We start from the raw sequence: 19,240 nt of genomic DNA, 5'->3' as shown, positions 1-19,240 counted from the left end.
GTCGCGCCAGGGTACTCGGCGGACGATCAGAACCTCGGCGCCAGTGCGTCGGCGAACCGCTGGACCTGGCCCTTCAGCTCACCGTCGCCCTGCGTGAAGACGTAGAGCTCCTGCCCACCGGTGGTCCTGAGCCTCGCCGCTGCGGCGGGCGCCTCGAACGGCTGCGGCGAGACGATCGCGGTGATCGTCAGCCCGTCGATCGTGAACGCGGCCGCTCGGGCGTCGGGCGGGCAGGTCACCGCCGGCGCGATGGCGTCGTTCGACGAGACGGCGGGACCCGGTGAGACCGAAAGCTCGGCGGCGAGGGCGTCGGCGAGCTCTCGGTCCACACCTGCGCAGCCCTGCACTGCGCTTTCACCGGCCGAAGGGCCGGTGCTCCCCGGCGCCGACTTCTCCCCCTGCGTGGAGTCGTCCTTGCCGGTGAAGTTCGTGGGGGGCGCTTGAAGCGCGGTCATCGGCGATTGTGCACCGTTGTCGTTCTGCTGCCCACCCTCGGCACTGGTCGAGGTGCTCTCGCCCCCGCCCGTCCAGCCGTTGGCGGCGAAGATCCCGCCGAAGCCGAGCACGACCACCAGGGTGGTGCCGGCCGCGATCGAGTTGCGCCTGCGCAGCGTGGCCTTGCGCGAGGCCGTCCGCACGTCGCCCGCGTCGAAGGACGCCGGTGGCGCGTCCTGTGCCGCGTCGCGGAACAGGCCCGCGAGCTTCTGCTCGTCCATCTACGTCCTCCTCTCGCCGGTCACGACGCCGGTCGCAGGTCGTCGATGGCGTCACCCAGGGCTTCCCTGAGCGCCGCCAGCCCGCGGGCGGTCTGACTCTTCACAGTTCCTTCCGAGCACTTCAGCGTCTCTGCCGTCGCCGTGACGTCCAGGCCCTCGAGGAACCTGAGCACGAGCACGGCCCGTTGCCTCGGCGGGACTCTGCGCAGGCCCTTCAGCAACGCCTCGCGGGTCGCGACGGTCTCCCCGATCTCGGTGTCCGCGACCGGAGCCTCGGGCATCTCGTCGGTGAACTTCTCGCGACGCCACGGACGGCGCGACTCGTCGATCACCGCGCGCACGACGCTGCGCCGGACGTAGGCGTCCAGAGCCTGCTTGTCCCGGATCTTGCGCCACCTCCTGTGCAGTGCCACGAACGCGGTCTGCGCGAAGTCGTCAGCGCGGTGCCAGTCGCCGCACAGCAGGTATGCCGTTCGGCGCACGGCCTCACGGCGAGCCACGAAGTACTCCGCGAACTCCTGCTCGTCGCGCTGATCCACGCGGACTGCTCTCCGCTCGTTCCTCGAGTTGCACTGACAGGACGGAAACTGCGGCACCAACGGTTGCACGAACCCGCGGGGAGAGCTACATCACCCCCTCGGTCGTTCGCCCGATGTGATGTGATCGAGCTCGTGACCCCCATTGACCTGCGCTCGGACACCGTCACCAAGCCGGACGAGGAGATGCGCCGCGCGATGGCGGCGGCCGAGGTCGGCGACGACGTCCTCGACCACGACCCGACCATGGCCGCCCTGGAGGAACGCGTCGCCGCGTTGCTCGGCGTCGAGGCCGCCCTGTGGGTCCCCTCGGGTTCCATGGGCAACCTCATCGCGCTCTTCCTGCACCTGGCCCGCGGTGACCGGTTCCTCGCGCCGCTCGGCGCGCACGTGCTCGACGCGGAGCTCGGGACCGCCGCGTGGCTGGCCGGCGGTATGCCGCACGCGCTCACGTCGGTGACACCCGAGGCCGTGGTCGCGGCCGGTGGTGGCGAGTCGCCCTACTACGGGCTGAAGACCACGCTGCTCAGCCTGGAGAACACGCACAACGCGTCCGGCGGCACGGTGACGTCCGCGGACGACCACGCGGCGCTGGTGGCGGCGGCCCGGTCGATCGGGCTGGCGGTGCACCTCGACGGGGCACGGCTGTGGAACGCGTCCGTCGCGCTCGGGGTGCCGCTGACGTCGCTGACCGCCGGGGTCGACACCGTGCAGGTGTGCCTGTCGAAGGCGCTCGGGGCGCCGGTCGGGTCGGTGGTGGCCGGGTCCGCGTCGTTCGTCGCCGAAGCGCGGCGGGTGCGCAAGATGCTGGGCGGCGGGGTGCGCCAGGGCGGGGTGCTGGCGGCCGCCGGTCTGGTCGCGCTGGACCGGATCCCGCGGCTGGCCGACGACCACGCCCACGCGTCCTCGCTGGCCGCCGGGTTGCGCGAGCTCGGGTGGGACGTGGCCGAGCCGGCGACGAACATCGTGCTGGCGTCGGTGCCGGACCTCGACAAGACGCTGCTCGCGCTGGGCGAGGCCGGGGTGCTCGCGAGCCCGATGGCGGGCAAGGTCCGGTTCGTGACGCACGGCGACGTGGACTCGTCCGATGTCGCCGAGGTGCTGCGCCGGGTGCGGGAGGGTGTCTGAGGTGCGCTGGATCGTGTTCGACTTCGGCGAGGTCATCAGCCCCCGCAACCCCGCGCTGCCCGCGATCGCCACGCGGCTCGGCGTCTCGCTGGAGGCCTTCGAGGCCGCCTACTGGGATCGTGACGCGTACGACCGGGGCGGCTCGGACGCCGCGTACTGGGCGTTGATCGGGTCGTCGCTGGGGCGGACGTTCGACGACGACGAGGTGCGGGAGCTGACCGCGCTCGACAACGCCGGGTGGCTCGACGACCCGGTGGTGGAGACGGTGGCGCTGATCGAGGACCTGGCGGCGCTCGGCGTGCCGCTCGCGTTGCTGTCGAACGCGCCCGCGACGTTCGCGCGGCTCGCGGAGAAGATGCCGTGGGCCGAGCACTTCCAGCACCTGGTGTTCTCCGGCGACCTGGGCTCGGCGAAGCCCGACGCGGCGATCTGGCGGCACGTGGAGTCCGTGATCGGATCTTCGGACGTGCTCTTCTTCGACGACCGGCAGTCCAACGTGGACGGCGCGCTGGCCGCCGGCTGGGACGCGCGGCTGTGGACGTCAGCCCTGGCTGCGCGTGCCGAGCTCCGCGCGGAGTTCGGCGATCTCCGCGCGTAGGTTCCGGAGTTCCTGCGCGGCCTCGAGTTCGGCGTTCTCGACGCCGCGCAACTTCTCCACGAGCCAGCTGGCGATCGTGCCGGTGATGACACCGAGCAGCGCGATGCCGCCGACCATCAGCAACCCGGCGACCAGCCTGCCCTCGCCCGTGACGGGGTAGCGGTCGCCGTAGCCGACGGTCGACATGGTGGTCAGCGTCCACCACAGCGCGTCGCCGAACGTGGTGATGCTGGCGTTTTCCGCGTGCCTTTCCGCGTCCAGCACGGCGAGGCTCGCACAAAACGCGACGATGGCCGTCACGCCCGCCACGTAAATGCTGACCCGTTGCCTGATCTTGTGCTGGAACTTCTTGTTCAGCAACGTCATGACCGTGATCAACCGGAGCACCCTGAGCTGGCGCACCATCGGCAGAACGACCGCGGCAAGATCGAAAAGATGCGTTCTGAGGAATTTCAGCTTGTTCTGCGCGAGCGTCAGCCGCGTGGCGAACTCGGCCGCGAACAACGCCCAGACCAGCCACAACGCGATCTCCAACGGCACGTGCATCGGCCCGTGATCGTCGAAGACCTGCCACGCGTAGGCGGCGAGGAACACCACGGCGAGTGCCGTCAACGGCCACTCGACCTTTCGTTCCCACCGCTCGAGGCGGGCCTCGTTGGCTAGCAACACCGCCTCATGGTGAGCGGTGCGATCTCATTTATCCAGGGGTCAGCGCTTGGATTTGATCGCACCGTAAGCCGCGGTGCCTGCGAGGAGTAGTCCTCCAATCACAGCGAGCCAGAAAAGGCCTTTCACGACGGCTCCGACGACGGTCAGCACGATCCAGATCGCCACCAGCCACCCGATGATCGCCCACATGGGATCCCCCTTCCTCCGCTCTGTGAACGTCCCGGTGCCCTGTTTTGTTGCTCGTCTCAGAGCCAGGCCTTGAGACGGCGCAGGGCCTCCTCGACGTCCTGGGTGGAGCCCGCGAACGACATGCGCACGAAGTGGTGCCCGTCGACGGGGTCGAAGTCGATGCCGGGCACGATCGCGACACCGGTGTCGTCCAGGAGCTTCTGGCAGAACGCCATCGAGTCGTCCGTGAGGTGCCGCACGTCCGCGTAGACGTAGAACGCCCCGTCCGCGGGCGCGAGCTTGTCGATGCCGAGGTCCGTCAGGCCTTCGAGCAGCAGGTCGCGGTTGGTCCGGTAGCGCTCGAGGTGCCCGGCCGTCTCGGCGTAGGAGTCCTCGTGGAAGGCCTCGACCGCCGCGTACTGGGCGAGCGCGGGCGGGCACAGCGTGAAGTTGCCGGTCAGGCAGTCCACGGCCCTGCGCAGCCGCTGCGGCAGCAGCATCCAGCCGAGCCGCCAGCCGGTCATCGCGAACGCCTTGGAGAAGGAGTTCACGACGATCGCGTCCCGGCTGGTCTCCCAGGCGCAGTGGAGGGGTTCGCCGTAGCTGATGCCGTGGTAGATCTCGTCGCTGACCAGCTGGACGCCGTTGCGCTCGCACCACAGCGCGATCGGCTCGACGTCGGCCGTCGTGCCGGTCGGGTTGGCGGGGCTGGCCACGATCACACCCTTGAGGCCCAGGTCGAGCATCTCCACCGTGGGCTGGAAGCGCGTCTCCGGCCCGCACGGCAGTTCGACGACCTCGCAGCCCAGCGCCTTGAGGATGTTGCGGTAGGCCGGATACCCGGGCCGGGCCAGCGCGACCCTGTCGCCCGCGTCGAACGCCGCCAGGAACGCCAGCGTGAACGCGCCGGACGACCCCGTCGTCACCACCACGTCGTCCGCCGACACGTCGAGGTCGTACTGGCGCCGGTAGTGGCCCGCGATGGCGCTGCGCAACTCGGGGATGCCGAGCTGCTCGGTGTAGCCCAGGGAGTGCGCGTCGAGGGCCTTCGCCGCGGCCTCGCGCACCGGGCGGGGCGCGGGGCTCGACGGCTGCCCGGCGGCCAGGGAGATCACGTCGCCGTGCGTCCGCTGCCTCTTCGCGGCGGCGGACAGCACGTCCATGACGTGGAAGGGCGGGACGTCTGCGCGGGCGGCCACGGTCAGCATGCCGCCAGGCTAACTCGCCCGCGGCGGAGTGCCCGGCGGGTTTCCATCACACCCCTAGTAGCCCTGGTAACCGCCGCCCTGCGCCATCGCCTTCAGGCCGGGGTGGCCCTCGAAGCCGCCGTAGCGCGAGAACGTGTAGCGGACGCCGGCGATGATGTTGTCGACCGGGTTCCAGATGTCGTCGTGGCCGGGCAGCTTGTGGGCGTTGAACGTCGAGTCGATGCACTGCATCAGGCCCTTGGAGGGCGTGCCGGCCTGGGCGTTCGAGTCCCAGAGGTTGATGGCGTGCGGGTTGCCGCTCGACTCCTTCTCGATGATCTTCCAGATCTCGTCGATGTTCTCCTCCGTGACGGGGATCCCGTTGGCCTGCAGGATCTTGATGGCCTCGCGGATCCACTCCTGCACGTTGCCGGGAGGTGGGCTGCCCGAGGGCGGGCCGCCGCTGGAGCCGAGGCCGCCCATGCCGCCGCCCTCACCTCCGCCGCCACCGCCACCGCCTCCGGACGCGCCGCCACCGCCACCGCCGCCGTGGTTGGCGGCCGCCGGTGCGGGAGCGGGTGCGGGCTGCGAGTCCGCTGTGGACGAAGCCTTGGTGGACTCGTCGGGTGGTGCGGCCGGTGCCCACTCGACGGGCTTGCCGGGCGCGGGCGTGAACGACTGGCTGTTCGGGTCCTCGAGCGACGAGAACTTCGGGGACAGCGCGCCGGGGCGGCCCTTCAGCGTGCCGGCGGCGGCGTTGACGGCGCTTTCCGCTTGCGTGACAACGGGTTGCGCGTCGCTGACCCCCTCGGCGCAGTAGCCGCGAATGACGCTGTCGACGTCCTCCTGGGGCTGGCCGTGCAGCTGCTGACGGGCCTGCCGGGCGCGGCTCAGCACGGTCTCGCAGATGCGGCTCATCGAGGACTTCGCGGTCTCCAACGCGGTCGCGGCCGCCTCCAGGTCGGCCGCGGCACCGTTGAGCGCTTCCGCCATCGAGGTGCCGCACTTCGCCACGTTCGCCATGTAGGCGACGAACCCGTCGGCGGACGCGCCCTCCCAGGCACCGTCGAGCTGCGCGACCGAGCGCTGCAGGACGTTCGTCTGGTCACCGCACTTGCCGGCGGCCTGCTTCCAGCGGTTCGCGATGTCGCGCACGGCCTGCGGTTGCGCGGTCTCCACCTTGTCCGCGAGCGCGGCCAGCTCACCGCCGCCGGGCAACGCCGCGACCTCGTCCATCGCGCTCACGTCAGACCGCCCTCATGGAGTTCTTGTTGACCTCTTCGACGTCCGCGACGTTGGTCTGGATCGCGTCGAGCGCGCCTTCGACCTTGCGCAGCACCTTCTCGGCCGCGTCGAACTCCCGCGCGCCGGCCTCGTCCATTCCGGACACGGCACCGGAGATCGCACCGGAAGACCCGAGTTTTCCGAAGATGTCCGAATTGCCGTACTGACCGGAAAAGCCGTCGCCGATCGCCCCGAATTGCCCGGCCTGACTGCTCACAGTAGTTCGGCACTGTTCCATGGCTTCGGCGTTGAACCTCGTAGGAGCCACGCGCCTTACCCCCTCAACGTCTACTCGCCGACCCTAGAACGAATTGCACCGGCTGGTGCGCGAATTCGCTCGTTCGAACGACGATGCCCGCCCGTCGAATGTTCGACGGACGGGCACGCGTGGAGGTTCCGTGATCAGACTTCTTGGAGCAGCTCCCAGATCGAGCCGGCGAGCCGCTGGTTGTCGACGGGCGTGATCGTGCACCAGTTGCGCCCGTCACTGCTCGGCTTGAGCTGACGCAGGTACCGCCCGTTGTGCGTGTCGTGGAAGGAGACGACGCGGTTCGCCCGCCGCCCGCCCCGCTGCACCCCGAACTGCCCGCGCGTGGACATGCCGTCGAGCATCCCGGCGAGCTCCTGCGCGTCACCGAGCCGCATGCCCCGCCGCTCCAGCGTGGTGATCATCCGCTGGGCGTCGAGCCCGACGTCCTTGGCAGCAGCCACCAACTCGTCGTAGGGCGCGCTGATCGACCGCCCGAACCCGGCCGGCATCTCCCCGGCGACCGACACGGCGGCCTCGGCCAGCGCCGTGCCACGAGCCTCGATCAACCACATCTCGTCGCGGTCCTGCACGGCGAGGATCGCCTCGTCCCCGATCGCCGCCGCCAGCCCGCTGATCTGCCGGTCGGCCCAGATCCACAGGTCGATCGCCACCTGGTGGTTCGCCAGCAACGCGAACCCGTCCGCCAACTCGGGCACGACCCGCCCGTTGCGGGCGAGCCCACGAGCCTCCAGCGACTCCCAGGCCCGCTTCACCACCTCGGCCTTCTCGGTGTGCGTGACGGACGGGATGCGCGTGTCGAGCGCAACGTGCGCGGCCGGGAGGCGCTGAGCCTCCCAGACCACGGCGAACTCCACTGTGGACAGAACCACAGAACCAGGCGCGCTCAACGGATCTACTTGTCCTTCGGGTCTTCGCCGATGACGGACTGCACCACCATGCGGTCGTCACCGAACATCTCGTCGGAGTCGACGCCGTACTTGCGCACGTGCTCGCCGTCCTCCTCGCCCTCGCCCCTGGCAGCACTGGCGGCGGGCGACATGAGCGACCCGGCACCCTTGCCGGCCACCCCACCCTTGCCGGCCGCGGCCGCACCACGGCTGCCTTCGGGCCCGACACCGCTGGCGCCGCCGGGCGTCATCGCACCGGGTCCCTTGCCGGCAACGCCGGTACCGCCTGCTCCGGCGCCACCTGCGCCCGTTTTGCCTCCACCGATCGTGCTCGGTGCGCCCTTCGGTCCCGACGGCGCGATGGCGGTCTTCGGGGCCTGGCTCGGTCCGCGTCCACCGCCGACGACCTGGGCGCCGCGCGCGCCGGCCGTGCCGCCTGCCAGACCCGCGGCCGCTGCCGCTGCGGCGGCCACGCCGATGGACGGGGCGCCGAAGGGCTTGGGGAGGCCTGGGCCGGTGGCGATCGGGGTTCCGGTGCCCGTGCCGGGGATCACGCCGGTGGAGTTGCCGGGGATGCTCGGGGTGGGGGCGCCTGGGGTGCCCGTGAAGCCCGGGGTTCCAGGGCTGCCGGGCGAGCCGGTGAAGCCGGGGCCGCCCGGGATGCCGGGCGTGCCGGCGGTCGGGGTGCCGACCTGGGTCCCGACAGGGGTGGCGACGGCGCCACTGGTGACCACGATGTCCGGGGGCGGGTTGGGGGCACGGAAGCCGTCGAGGGAGTTCTGGCTGCCGGAGACGTACCCGTTCAGGCTGTCGATAGCCTGCTGGCGGGCCGCGTTGGTCGCGGCGACCTCCTTGGCGTGGTCGGTCTCGATGCCGAAGAAGCCGCCGACCTTGTCCCCGAAGTTCTGCTCGGTGTCGCCACGGAGGTCCTGGGACGGCGGGGTGCTGTAGCGGGCCTGGCTTGTGCTCTCACCCTGCTGCGTGATTGCTTTGGAGCTCTCGTTGGACGCCTGGCTGCTGTCGTCGAGGCCAGCCGCGACCACGTCGGTCTTCTGGTGGCTCTTCTCGCCTGCCGCGCCGCCCCAGTCGATCTTGAGTGCTTTGAGCTGGTCCCGAACCGTCCGGTCGACCGATTCCAGCTTCCCGGCCAAGTCGCGCAACGCCGCAGACGCTTCACCGAACTCGGCTGCAACCGCACTGCTCGAGAGCTTCTGCACTTCGCTCGCGAGCTCCCCGTTCGACCAACCGTCGAAGTTCCAGTCAGTGAGCTGTCGATAACCCGACATCACTCCCCCTCACTTCAATGTCTTGAGCGTTGCGAGTGCGAGGTCTGCGGCTTTTTCGGCCTTCCCGCACAGTACGGACTGATCCTTCTCACTGGCCGAAGTCGGAACGTAGCTGACCATCAACTGCTGACCATCGGCAACATCGATGGCAACAGAGCAGTCGAACCCGGAGCCGCCCTTCAACTCGATCTCGACCGCACCGAAGTCGGCAACGCTGATCACCTTGGTGTTGACGTTGCCCGGGTTTCCGAGCCAGTAGGCGACGCCCTTGTGGGTCACGGCCCCGACGGTGTAGGTGAAGCTGTCCTCACCCCTGTAATGACAGCTGGGTGATTTCGCCCCCCTGACCAGGTCGAGCTCCACCGGCCTCGTCGCAACAGCCTGGATTTGCTTCATCTGATCTGGCGTCAACAGCTTGCAGGCATCCACCGAGCCCAGTTGAAGACTGGACGGACGAGCAGGAACCTCACTACCCGAGGTGCTCTGGGAGGATGTACTCGAAGACGAGGCCGGGGTGGGGTTTCCCTTCTCCCCACCGGTCGTGCAGGCCGACAACACCGCCGCGACGAACACGACGGTGGCCAGTTTGAAGAGTCGAATGATCACGATTTCGGCCTGAACGTCGTAGTGATCTCTTCATCGGTGAAGCCGTACTGCTGCGCCGACGCCTTCAACTGGTCGGAAAGGCTCTTCAAAGCGTCTTTGTAGAGCTTGATCCGGTTGGCGTAGGAATCTTCGTGGATGACTAGGCGATCATTCCAGGCCTCGATCACGTCCGAAGTGACCTTGTCGCCTTCTGATGTGATGCGCAACCTGGGCACGATGTCCAGATAAGCCTCGTCAAGCAGCAACCACTGCTCGTGGACGACCTTACCCGCCTGCAGCACGGTGTCCTTCTCGACGTGGAACTTCTGGCTGCCCCCGCCAGCGAAGCTCTCCGAGACCCGATCCATGACCGAGTTGGCGGCCCTCAACGCGCTGAACGCCGCGCCCGCCACTCCGCCGGCCGCCCCCGCCAAAGCGGCACCGAGAACGGCATCCGCCCCCGCGTTCTCCTGTGTCACGACGTCCTACCCCCGTACGGTCGGTAACGGTTCGGTCCCGCTTCGCAGGTTACCAACGCCTGCGTAAGACGTACCTGTGGTTGGACGAAGAACACCCCTGGTTGGTTCCCTCGTCACTCTGCGTCTCGTTTCCACTGGCGGGGTGCCGCGATTCCGGTAGCTTCCGCGAGTTGGGGAGGAACGCACACGACCACCTGGGGGAACGCGTGAATGGGCCGCAGCAGCCTTACCCGGTGCAACACCCGTATCAGCAGCCATATCCGTTTCAACAGCACGCGCCACAACCGCCGCGGAAAAGGCGCACAGGGCTGATCATCATCGCGATCTGCGCAGTGCTGATCTTGGTCGGTGGAGGTGTCACGGCCGCTGTCCTGATCAAGAACAGCAACGGCGGCGAAAGGGCCGTGGTGCAGGAACCCGAGGAGCCGGACGCGGTCGTCGTCGTGCCCAAGAGCGAGCCCGAGGTCGTCAGGTACGGGGACTTGGCCGTGCTGGACGCGTGCACGGTGATGCCCGCGACGATGATCGAGGAGCTCGGGTTCAGGTCCGCTGCGCACGGGTGGCGCAACCAGACGTACGTGCCGCGGTCGGTGGAGGCGACAGTGGCGGACCAGATCGGCGACCCGATCTCGTCCTGCCTGTACGAACCCTCCGGCGGCGAGGAGATCACCAGGTTCACCCTGACGGTGTGGCAGACGCCGTTCAACGACCTGGGCCGCGTCGACCGGGTGAGCGAGGACGAGATTCCGCTGCAAGTGGCCGGGGTCAAGGCGTACCTGACCCCTGGCGACAAGCCTGACGCCTTCAGCGCTCGCATCGTCAGCGGTGACAGCAAGACAGAAGCGTTCCTGAGCGCCCGGACGATGGCCGACAACAAGGAGATCACCGACTACCGGGCGACGTTCGTCAAGCTCGTGGAAAGCGTCTCGACGAACATCGTCAAAGGGCCGCAGGGACGAACCACCAACGTGCACACCGGCCGCTACGAAGGCGTGCCGAACGTCTGCGACGTCTTCAGCGCCGAGCTGTTCGAGGAGCTCACCGGGAGCAGGGACTCCGGAGTGGTCGAGGGCGACTTCCACGAGCAGGAGAGCTTCGGGAAGTTCGTGACGGACAAGCAAGAAACGCGGTACTTCTACTCGAACAAGCAGGACTGCAGACGCCTGTCGCCCGAGTGGTCGAACGCCGCGCAACGCAGCGGGGGCAAGGCGCTGAAGATCGAGCTCAAGACCTATCGGAACGCGGAAATGGCCGTGAAGGACGCCCACGACTGCGACCCCCACTCGCCCGCCCGCGCTGTCACCGGCGAGGCCTTCCTGACTGAGGAGAGGATCGGCGACTTCGCGACCTGCAGTTTTCTGTTGGGCAAGTCGCCGACCATGTCCTTCGTGGCCGGACGTACGCAGGTGCAGCTGACCGGTGACGGCGACTGGGCGCCAGATGACCCCAGGAAGTACAACGAGGTCTTCACGCCGCTCGCCAAGCGCGTCGTGGACGAGGTGCGCAAGGCGATCGGATAGGGCACAGCAAGTCGGGTGCGAAAGCGACCAGCCTCCTAACGTTGAACACGTGCTGGAACGACTCAACGAGGCCATGGCCCGCATCGAGGACGACCTCGAAGGCGAGGTGGACGTCAAGGTGCTCGCACGCATCGCGGGCACCGGCGAGTACCACCTCAGAAGGATGTTCAGCGCGCTGGCGGGGATTCCGCTGAGCGAGTACATCCGGCGGCGCAGGCTCACGAAGGCGGCGAACGAGGTCCTCAGTGGACAGGGCTCGTTGCTCGACATCGCCGTCAAGTGGGGCTACGGGTCCAACGAGGCCTTCGCGCGGGCCTTCAAGGCCATGCACGGCATCGGGCCTCAGGAGGCCAGGGCTTCGAAGAAAGCGTTGCAGTCGCAGCAGATTCTCACGTTCAGACTGGTTGTGGAGGGGAGTACGAGCATGGAGTACCGGGTCGTCGAGAAGGACGCGTTCCAGGTCGTCGGTCGGGGGACGCGGGTGCCGTTGGTGCACCTGGGAATGAACCCCGCGATCGTCGAGTTCGTCAAGGGCATCGGGATGCCGGCGCTCGACAGGATGAAGGCCCTGAGCGACGGGGAGCCGGGCGGGATGCTGGCGCTCACGTCCAACCAGGAAGGGAACCAGGAGGGCGACATGCTCGACTACTTCCAGGGCGTGGTGACCAGCCAGGAAGCGCCGGAGGACATGGAGACGCTCCAAGTTCCCAAGGGCACGTGGGCCGTGTTCACGGCCGAGGGGCCGTATCCCGAGACCATTCAGTACATGTGGCGTGACGTGTACACGCAGTGGTTCCCGTCCAACAGCTACGAGAGCGCGGAGGGGCCGTCGATCCTCAAGACGGAGATCGACGGCGCCAACGCACGAGCGGAGTTGTGGATTCCCGTCACCAGCTGAGGACGAGGCGTTCCATCACGTCTCGCAGTTCCAGCACGGAAAGCCACTCCGCAGGAATCACGTCGACACCGTCCCGGGCGCCCAGGATGTTGCCGCAGATCGACCCCGTCGAGTCGCTGTCGCCCGAGTGGTTCACGGACAGGCGCAGCGCGGACGGGAAGTCCGGCGCCACGAGTGCGGCGTGCAGGCCGATGGCCAGGGCTTCCTCGCCCACCCAGCCGCCGCCCAGTTCGGAGGCGATCTCCTCCGGGGTCAGCGGGCCGAGGCCCATGACCTTGTCCAGCAACGAGGTCTGCTCCTCGTGGCCGTCCCAGCGGACCAGTTCGGCGCGGGCTGTGCCCACGGCGGAGACCAGGTCCGCGCCGGCCAGCAGTTGCTGGACGATCACGGCCAGCGCGCCTGCCGACAGGTAGCCGCTGGGGTGGTGGTGCGTCATCTGGGCCGTGCCCACGGCCAACGAGAACACCTCGCGCACGTCTGACGACCAGACGGCGACCGGGGCCGCGCGCATCACGCCGCCGCAGCCCTTCGAGTCGTTCTTCTCGTTGTGCTTCAACGCGGTGATGCACGTGTGGCCGGGCGCCCGCCGCGAGTGCAGGCGCTGGTCCGCCATCAGCCAGCCGTCGTCGGCGACCGGAGGGCCGCCCTGCGTGTGCAGCCAGCGCCCGTAGGCGGCCCGCACGGTCAGCAGCGGGTCCACCCCGAAGTTCCTCGCCAGCACGAGGCCTTCGAGGGTGAACAGCACCATCTGGGTGTCGTCGGTGATCTCCAGCGAGGGGAGGTCGACGACGCCGGCCGGGCCGTGCTGGTGGCGGATCGTGTCGATCGAGGAGAACTCGATCGGCGCTCCCAGGCCGTCACCCACGGCCCCGCCGAGCACGCACCCGAGGAGGCTCACGGCAGGACGATCTTGCCGTCGACCGCCTTCGACGCGATGTCCGTGCGGTGGTGCGAGCCGGTGAGGTGGATGTCCGCGACGCGCTTGTAGGCGCGCTCGCGGGCCTTCGCCAGCGACTTGCCCGTGCCCACGACCGACAGCACGCGGCCGCCCGCCGAGACCACGGCGCCGTCCTCGCGGCGGCGCGTGCCGGCGTGCAGGACGCCCTCGACCTCGGAGCCGGTGATCACGTCACCGGTGCGCGGGCGGTTCGGGTAGCCCTCGGCCGCGACCACGATGGTCACCGCGTAGCCGTTCTCCCACTCCAGGGCGGGCAGCGAGGAGAGCTTGCCGGTCGACGCCGCGAGGAACAGCGCGGAGATCGGCGACTTCAGCAGGGCGAGCACCGACTGCGTCTCCGGGTCACCGAAGCGGCAGTTGAACTCGATCACCTGCACGCCGTTCGACGTCAGAGCCAGACCTGCGTAGAGCAGGCCGACGAACGGCGTCTCGCGGGCGCGCAGCTCGTCGACGACCGGCTGCACGCACCGCGTCACGATCTCCGACACCAGGCCCTCCGGCGCCCACGGCAGCGGCGCGTACGCACCCATGCCGCCGGTGTTCGGGCCGGCGTCGCCGTCACCCACGCGCTTGAAGTCCTGCGCCGGGATCAGCGGCACCACGGTCTCGCCGTCGGTGACGCAGAACAGCGACACCTCCGGACCGTCCAGGAACGACTCCAGCAGCACCGGGTGGCCGCCGTCGAGCAACGTCATGGCGTGCGCGCGGGCCGCGGCCAGGTCGGACGTGACGACCACGCCCTTGCCGGCGGCGAGGCCGTCGTCCTTCACGACCCACGTCGGGCCGAAGCGGCCCAGAGCGGCGTCCAGGCGGGCCGGGTTGTCCACGACCTCGCTGTGCGCCGTCGGCACCCCCGCGGCGTTCATGACGTCCTTGGCGAACGCCTTGGACCCCTCGATGCAGGCCGCGGCCTTCGAGGGGCCGAAGCACGGGATGCCGAGGGCGCGGACCGCGTCCGCGGCCCCGACCACCAGCGGTTGTTCGGGGCCGATGACGACGAGGTCGGCCTTCCACTCCTTCGCGAGGCCGGCGACGGCCTCGGCGTCGGACACGTCCACGCCGTAGATCTCGGCGTGCCCGGCAATGCCTGCGTTGCCTGGCGCGCACGCCAAGGCAGTCAGTTGCGGGTCGCGCGACAACGCGAGGACAAGGGCATGCTCACGGGCTCCAGACCCGATGACCAGGACGCGCACGAGGCCCCAGAGTAGTTCAGCCCAGCGCCTGCTTCGCCCCAGGGTGCAGCGGGACGGGGTCGGAGGCCGACGCCTTGTCCTTCGAGATGTCCTTCACGGCCGGGTGGACCTTCTCCAGGTCAGCCTTCTTGTCGAAGATCAACTTGGTGACCGCGCAGGCGTTGTTGGCCGCGAAGTCCTCGCGCACGAGGAGCAGGTTCGGCACCACGATCGTGGGAACCTCGGCCACCCCGTAGGTCGCCGCCGGGATCGGCGCGGTGTCGTACACCGGGCTGATCTTCTTCATCTCCGGCAGCAGCGGCGTGATGTCGATCAGCTTCACCCCGCCCTTCATCGACGTGGTGATGTCCGTGATCTGCGGCGTCGGCAGACCGCCCGACCAGATCAGGCCGTCGATGCTGCCGTCCTTCATGCCGTCCGCGGTCTTGGTGAGGTCGAGGCGCTGCGCCTGCACGTCCGAGTCGATGTTGAGCCCGGCCGACTTGAGCAGGCGCCCGGCGATGACCTCGGTGCCCGACTTGGGCGAACCGGTCGAGATCCGCTTGCCCTTCATGTCCGCCACGGAGTTGATGCCGGAGTCCGTGCGCACGAGCACCTGGGTGTAGTTCGGGTAGATCCGCGACAGCGCCGCGACCTTCTCCTTCTTGCCCTGGAACGCGCCCGTGCCGTTGACGGCGTCCGCGGCCGTGTCGGCCAGCGAGAACGCGATGTCGTACGTGCCCGCGACGAGCTGCTGGATGTTCTGCACCGACGCGCCGGTCTCGGCGGACGACGCCTTCAGCTTCGAGTTGTCGGAGATCAGCTTGGCCAGACCGCCGCCGACCACGAAGTACACGCCACCGGAGTTGCCGGTCGCGATCGTGATCCGGCCGTCGGACGCCTCGCAGGACGCACCGCCACCCGAGGCGTCCGGGGTGGTGGGTGTGCGCTTGCCGCCACACCCGGAAACGGCGAGCGCCAATGCGATCGCGCCGATCGCGTACTTATGCAGCTTCACGAACCCTCCCACGGGTCACCAGGTGTACCGCCACGGCCACCACGAGGAACCCGGCCCCGATGGCGATCGTCAACGGCTGCAGGTAGAGCAGGAATAACGCGGCCGGCACGCACAGCACGCGTTCCGGCCAGCGCGCGGGACCGAACAACCAGCCGCCCGTCAGCACGGCCAGGGCGGCCACCCCCAGCGCGGACGCCCCGAACGCCCACACCGAGTCGAGCAACGGCCCGCGCAGCAGCAGCGAGGAGCCGGCGTCGGTCAGCACGAACGCCAGCGGCACGAGGAACGCGGGCAGCGTGTACTTCCAGGTCTGCCACATGGTCTTCATCACGTCGCCGCCGGTCAGCGCCGCCGCGGCGACGGCGGCGAGCGCGGTCGGCGGGGTCACCTCGGACAGCACCGCGTAGTAGAAGATGAACATCGCGGTCTCGGCGGGCTCGACGCCCAGCGTGATCAACGCCGGCCCGATCACGACCCACGAGATGATGAACGACGCCGTCACCGGCACCGCGAGCCCGAGCACGGACACCGCCACGGCCGCGAACACGGCCGTCAGCATCAGCACGACGGTCTCCGAGGACGCCAACGCCGACGCCAGGTCCACCAACGAGCCCGCAAGCGCTTGCCCCAGCCCGGTCTTGGTGATCGTCGACGTCACCACACCGGCCGCGGCGCACACCGCGATCACCGGGAACGCCGACCGCACGCCGACCGACAGCGCGTCCGCGATCAGCCGCGGCCACTCGCGGCGATGGTTGATCAACGCGAACAGCGCGGCCACGCCCGTCGCGTACACGACGGCCTTGTAGACCGGGATGTCCAGCGCCAGGAAAACGATGATGATCCCGAGCGACAGGAAGTGGTACCAGCCGAGCTTCAGCACGTCGAGGAACCGGGGCGCGTCCACGTCGACCGGCTTGGCCCCGAACCGCCGCGCGTCGGCCTCGACGGCCAGCGCGATGCCCAGGTAGTAGAGCAGCGTCGGGACGATCGCCCAGATCAGCACGTCGAGGTACGAGACCTTCAGGTACTCGGCGATGATGAACGCCGCCGCGCCCAGCGTGGGCGGCGACAGGATCGCGCCGATGCCGGACGCCGCGAGCAGCCCACCCGCGTTCTCCTTGGGGTACCCGGCCTTCTGCAACATCGGCCACGTCACGGCGCCCAGCGACACGGTCGTCGCCGTGCCGGACCCCGACACCGTGCCCAGCAGAAAGCCCGCCGTCGCGGCCGTGCGACCGGGAGCGGTCCGCGACTTGCGGAACGCGGCGAAGCTGATGTCCACGAAGAACTTGCCCGCGCCGGACGCGTTCAGCACGGCGCCGTAGATCGTGAACAGCACGATGTAGGTCGCCGCCACGTCGAGCGGTGTGCCGTAGAACCCGCTGCCGTCGTTGAAGAACCCGTTGATGATCTGCGGGAAGTCGACGCCGGAGTGCGAGATCGACCACGACGGCGGCAGGAACCCGCCGTAGTAGGCGTAGAGGACGAACGCGACGCACACCACCGGGAGCACCCAGCCGGTCGTGCGCCGGCAGGCCTCCAGGATGAGCACCAGCAGCACCGATCCCGCGATCACGTCGAGCGTCGTGAGCTGGCCCTGGCGGTTCAGGAACTCGTCGTAGCCGCCGAACAGCGGGTACGCGCCGACCACGAACGCCAGCGCGGCGAGCACCCAGTCCCACCACGGCGGCGTGTGCCCGCGGCCGTAGGCGAGGAACACCAGCGGCAGCGTCACCGCCAGGAAGATGATCAGGTAGTACTGGCTTCCCTTGGAGAACGGGAAGAACACCTGCTTGAGCACCAGGAGGGCGATCAGCAGGCCGGCGATCCACAGCGCCCGCTCCCACCTGGGTGAGAGCGAACGCGACGGCATCTCCTCGTCGTGCTCCGCGACGATGCGGGCGAGGTCCGGGTTGGCCACGGACCGACCGTACTGTGGGGCCGATCACAGCCCCAGGGGATCAATCCAAAGGAACTGCAAAGACTCGGACCGCGTGCTCAGACGATGGCACCGTCCACATAGCACCAGCGCCAGTCCTCGCCCGGCTCGACCGAGCGCATGACCGGATGCTGGGACGCGCGGAAGTGCGCGGTCGCGTGCCGGTGAGGGCTCGAGTCGCAGCACGCCACGTGCCCGCAGGACAGGCACATCCGCAGGTGGGCCCATTTGCGTTCGCCCAGGGCGAGGCAGTCGACGCAGCCCTCGGTGGACTCCGGCACGACCGACGCGGGCAGCGCGCGCACGTGCGAACAGGTCATGGCTTCCATCATTACGCAAAATAAGCGTCATGGTCGGGCCTGAGATCCTGCTGCTGCTCCTCGGAGCGTTGGTCGTCACGGCGATCGCGCGCCGGTTGAACTGGTCGGCGCCGCTGGTGCTGGTCGCCGTCGGCCTGGTGGTGTCGTTCATACCGGGCGTGCCGGAGTTCGAGCTCGACCCGCACCTGATCCTGCTGGTCGTGCTGCCGCCGCTGCTCTACAGCGCGGCGCTGGACAGCTCGTACCTCAACATCCGCGCGAACCTGCGGCCGATCGGCCTGCTCGCGGTCGGGCTGGTGCTGTTCACGACTCTGGTGGTCGGGGTCGTGGCGAAGATGGTCTTCCCCGACCTGCCGTTCGCGGCGGCGCTGGTGCTCGGCGCCGTCGTGGCACCGCCGGACGCCGTCGCCGCCGTGGCGATCGGGCGCAAGCTCGGGCTGCAACGGCGGGCGATGACGTTGCTGGTCGGCGAGAGCCTGATCAACGACGCCACGGCGCTGACCGCGTTCAAGGTCGCGGTGGCGGCCGCGGCGGGCGCGGCCATGCACCCCGTCGAGGGAGTCGGGTTGTTCCTGCTGGTCACGGCCGGTGGCATCGCGGTCGGACTGGTCGTCGGCGTGGTGGTCCGGTTCCTGCGCAGGCGGCTCTGCGAGGGCGTGCTGGAGAGCGCGCTCGGGATGCTCGTGCCGTTCGGCGCCTACCTGCTCGCCGAAGAGGTCGCGCACGTGTCCGGTGTGCTCGCGGTCGTCGTCGCGGGCCTCTACATCGGCCACCACTCGCCGCGCGGCACGTACACGACGCGGCTGCAGGACGCGGCGGTGTGGCGCGCGCTGGACGCGCTGCTGGAGGCGTTCGTCTTCGCGCTCATCGGGCTGCAGGTGTCGACGATCATCCGGGACGTCGAGCTGGACGCCGCCCTGCTGCTCGGCGCCGGTGCCGTGCTGCTCGCCGCGATCCTCGCGAGGTTCGTCTGGATGTACCCGGCCACGTACATCCCGCGCTACCTGTCCAAGCGCGTGCGGGAGCGGGAACGACCGCCGCACCTCGGCCAGGTGACGGTGATCGCGTGGGCCGGCATGCGCGGCGTGGTGACGCTCGCCGCGGCGGCCGCGGTCCCGGAGAACGTCCCGGGACGCGACATCATCCTGTTCTGCGCCTTCGTGGTGACGGTCGCGACCTTGCTGCTGCAGGGCCTGACGTTGCCGTGGGTGATCAACAAGATCGGTTTCGAGGGCGACGACGCCCGCCAGGACGCGCTGGCCGAGGCGCAGGTGCAGCACCGGGCGGCGCAGGCGGCGGTGACGAGGCTCGACGAGGAGATCGCCGACGTCCCCGACCACGTGCGCGACCAGCTGCGGTCGCTCGCCGAGCACCGGGGCAACGCCGCGTGGGAACGGCTCGGGCGCCAGGACGAGGAGAGCCCGGCGGCCGCCTACCGCAGGCTGCGCCGGGTGATGCTGAGCGCCGAACGTGACGAGTTCGTCAAGGCCAGGGACAAGGGCGAGATCGACGACGAGGTGCTGTTCCGGGTGCTGCGCGAACTCGACCTGGAGGAAGCCGCACTGTCCCGTGAGTAACCGTTCACCTGCATTTCGTGTTGCGATGCTTGGGTGCGCTC

Annotated in this window: 21 protein-coding genes; 5 read left to right on the top strand and 16 right to left on the bottom strand. The window is 69.2% G+C overall.

Translation table 11 applies throughout. The features are described 5' to 3' along the window. Nucleotides 1-26: 26 nt before the first annotated feature. Nucleotides 27-716, bottom strand: a complete 690-nt coding sequence (locus ND450_RS33875; RefSeq protein WP_253322380.1) for a hypothetical protein — start codon at nt 714-716, stop codon at nt 27-29. Nucleotides 717-736: 20 nt separating this feature from the next. Beyond that, complete coding sequence (locus ND450_RS33870; RefSeq protein ID WP_089918690.1) at nt 737-1,255, bottom strand: SigE family RNA polymerase sigma factor; 519 nt, start codon at nt 1,253-1,255, stop codon at nt 737-739. 183 nt (nt 1,256-1,438) lie between these two features. Here ND450_RS33870 and ND450_RS33865 point away from each other — a divergent pair, with 183 nt between their 5' ends. Both ND450_RS33865 and ND450_RS33860 read left to right on the top strand, forming a co-directional pair. Next, nucleotides 1,439-2,380, top strand: a complete 942-nt coding sequence (locus ND450_RS33865; protein WP_371927797.1) for a low specificity L-threonine aldolase — start codon at nt 1,439-1,441, stop codon at nt 2,378-2,380. A 1-nt stretch (nt 2,381) separates the two neighbouring features. Further along, a complete protein-coding gene (locus ND450_RS33860; RefSeq protein ID WP_089918689.1) occupies nt 2,382-2,978 on the top strand; it encodes an HAD-IA family hydrolase in 597 nt (198 codons plus the stop codon). Here ND450_RS33860 and ND450_RS33855 read toward each other — a convergent pair. The 9 genes from ND450_RS33855 to ND450_RS33820 form a co-directional block, all read right to left on the bottom strand. Then, nucleotides 2,922-3,647 carry a potassium channel family protein gene (locus ND450_RS33855; protein WP_253322379.1) on the bottom strand — a complete coding sequence of 242 codons (726 nt, stop codon included), beginning with the start codon at nt 3,645-3,647 and terminating at the stop codon, nt 2,922-2,924. The two genes, ND450_RS33860 and ND450_RS33855, sit on opposite strands and share 57 nt — an antisense overlap. A gap of 39 nt (nt 3,648-3,686) precedes the next feature. Continuing rightward, complete coding sequence (locus ND450_RS33850; protein WP_177229852.1) at nt 3,687-3,836, bottom strand: hypothetical protein; 150 nt, start codon at nt 3,834-3,836, stop codon at nt 3,687-3,689. A 56-nt stretch (nt 3,837-3,892) separates the two neighbouring features. Then, complete coding sequence (locus ND450_RS33845) at nt 3,893-5,023, bottom strand: pyridoxal phosphate-dependent aminotransferase (RefSeq protein WP_253322378.1); 1,131 nt, start codon at nt 5,021-5,023, stop codon at nt 3,893-3,895. A gap of 54 nt (nt 5,024-5,077) precedes the next feature. After that, nucleotides 5,078-6,247, bottom strand: a complete 1,170-nt coding sequence (locus ND450_RS33840; RefSeq protein WP_371927476.1) for a transglycosylase SLT domain-containing protein — start codon at nt 6,245-6,247, stop codon at nt 5,078-5,080. A 1-nt stretch (nt 6,248) separates the two neighbouring features. Next, entirely contained in the window at nt 6,249-6,383 is a 135-nt protein-coding gene (locus ND450_RS45780) for a hypothetical protein (protein ID WP_256557334.1), read from the bottom strand. A 305-nt stretch (nt 6,384-6,688) separates the two neighbouring features. Next, nucleotides 6,689-7,411, bottom strand: coding sequence for an ESX secretion-associated protein EspG (locus tag ND450_RS33835; RefSeq protein ID WP_371927475.1), 723 nt, complete (start codon nt 7,409-7,411; stop codon nt 6,689-6,691). A gap of 38 nt (nt 7,412-7,449) precedes the next feature. Continuing rightward, the gene (locus ND450_RS33830; RefSeq protein ID WP_253322376.1) at nt 7,450-8,730 is read right to left on the bottom strand and encodes a hypothetical protein; all 1,281 of its coding nucleotides are present in this window, start codon (nt 8,728-8,730) and stop codon (nt 7,450-7,452) included. Nucleotides 8,731-8,739: 9 nt separating this feature from the next. Next, nucleotides 8,740-9,336 (bottom strand): DUF3558 domain-containing protein, encoded by a 597-nt coding sequence (locus ND450_RS33825; protein WP_253322375.1) that lies wholly within the window; start codon nt 9,334-9,336, stop codon nt 8,740-8,742. Further along, the gene (locus ND450_RS33820; RefSeq protein ID WP_253322374.1) at nt 9,333-9,794 is read right to left on the bottom strand and encodes a hypothetical protein; all 462 of its coding nucleotides are present in this window, start codon (nt 9,792-9,794) and stop codon (nt 9,333-9,335) included. Before ND450_RS33820 ends, ND450_RS33825 begins: the two co-directional genes overlap by 4 nt. A 332-nt stretch (nt 9,795-10,126) precedes the next feature. On the opposite strand from ND450_RS33820, the gene ND450_RS33815 reads away from it, so the two are divergent. Both ND450_RS33815 and ND450_RS33810 read left to right on the top strand, forming a co-directional pair. Continuing rightward, the gene (locus ND450_RS33815; RefSeq protein WP_253322373.1) at nt 10,127-11,314 is read left to right on the top strand and encodes a hypothetical protein; all 1,188 of its coding nucleotides are present in this window, start codon (nt 10,127-10,129) and stop codon (nt 11,312-11,314) included. Between the two features lie 49 nt (nt 11,315-11,363). Next, nucleotides 11,364-12,212, top strand: a complete 849-nt coding sequence (locus ND450_RS33810) for an AraC family transcriptional regulator (protein ID WP_253322372.1) — start codon at nt 11,364-11,366, stop codon at nt 12,210-12,212. Here the strand turns inward: ND450_RS33810 and ND450_RS33805 are convergent. The 5 genes from ND450_RS33805 to ND450_RS33785 all read right to left on the bottom strand — a co-directional run bounded on the left by ND450_RS33805 (nt 12,202) and on the right by ND450_RS33785 (nt 17,622). Continuing rightward, nucleotides 12,202-13,110 carry an ADP-ribosylglycohydrolase family protein gene (locus ND450_RS33805; RefSeq protein WP_253322371.1) on the bottom strand — a complete coding sequence of 303 codons (909 nt, stop codon included), beginning with the start codon at nt 13,108-13,110 and terminating at the stop codon, nt 12,202-12,204. The genes ND450_RS33810 and ND450_RS33805 overlap by 11 nt on opposite strands. Continuing rightward, nucleotides 13,107-14,363 (bottom strand): phosphoribosylamine--glycine ligase, encoded by a 1,257-nt coding sequence (gene purD / locus ND450_RS33800; RefSeq protein WP_089918667.1) that lies wholly within the window; start codon nt 14,361-14,363, stop codon nt 13,107-13,109. Before purD ends, ND450_RS33805 begins: the two co-directional genes overlap by 4 nt. Before the next feature lie 16 nt (nt 14,364-14,379). After that, complete coding sequence (locus tag ND450_RS33795; RefSeq protein ID WP_245786272.1) at nt 14,380-15,360, bottom strand: TAXI family TRAP transporter solute-binding subunit; 981 nt, start codon at nt 15,358-15,360, stop codon at nt 14,380-14,382. Further along, nucleotides 15,347-17,236: a TRAP transporter fused permease subunit gene (locus ND450_RS33790; protein ID WP_253328074.1), complete on the bottom strand. Its 1,890-nt coding sequence runs from the start codon at nt 17,234-17,236 to the stop codon at nt 15,347-15,349. The genes ND450_RS33795 and ND450_RS33790 overlap by 14 nt, the downstream gene beginning before the upstream one ends. 125 nt (nt 17,237-17,361) lie before the next feature. Beyond that, the gene (locus ND450_RS33785; protein WP_253322370.1) at nt 17,362-17,622 is read right to left on the bottom strand and encodes a UBP-type zinc finger domain-containing protein; all 261 of its coding nucleotides are present in this window, start codon (nt 17,620-17,622) and stop codon (nt 17,362-17,364) included. 29 nt (nt 17,623-17,651) lie between these two features. Here ND450_RS33785 and ND450_RS33780 point away from each other — a divergent pair, with 29 nt between their 5' ends. Beyond that, a complete protein-coding gene (locus ND450_RS33780) occupies nt 17,652-19,199 on the top strand; it encodes a Na+/H+ antiporter (RefSeq protein ID WP_253322369.1) in 1,548 nt (515 codons plus the stop codon). The last annotated feature ends 41 nt before the right edge of the window (nt 19,200-19,240 follow it).

The sequence above is a fragment of the Lentzea sp. HUAS12 genome (assembly GCF_024125735.1).
In the GTDB taxonomy this organism is placed as follows: Bacteria; Actinomycetota; Actinomycetes; order Mycobacteriales; family Pseudonocardiaceae; genus Lentzea; species Lentzea albida.
This window is presented reverse-complemented; position numbering and strand designations above follow the sequence as displayed.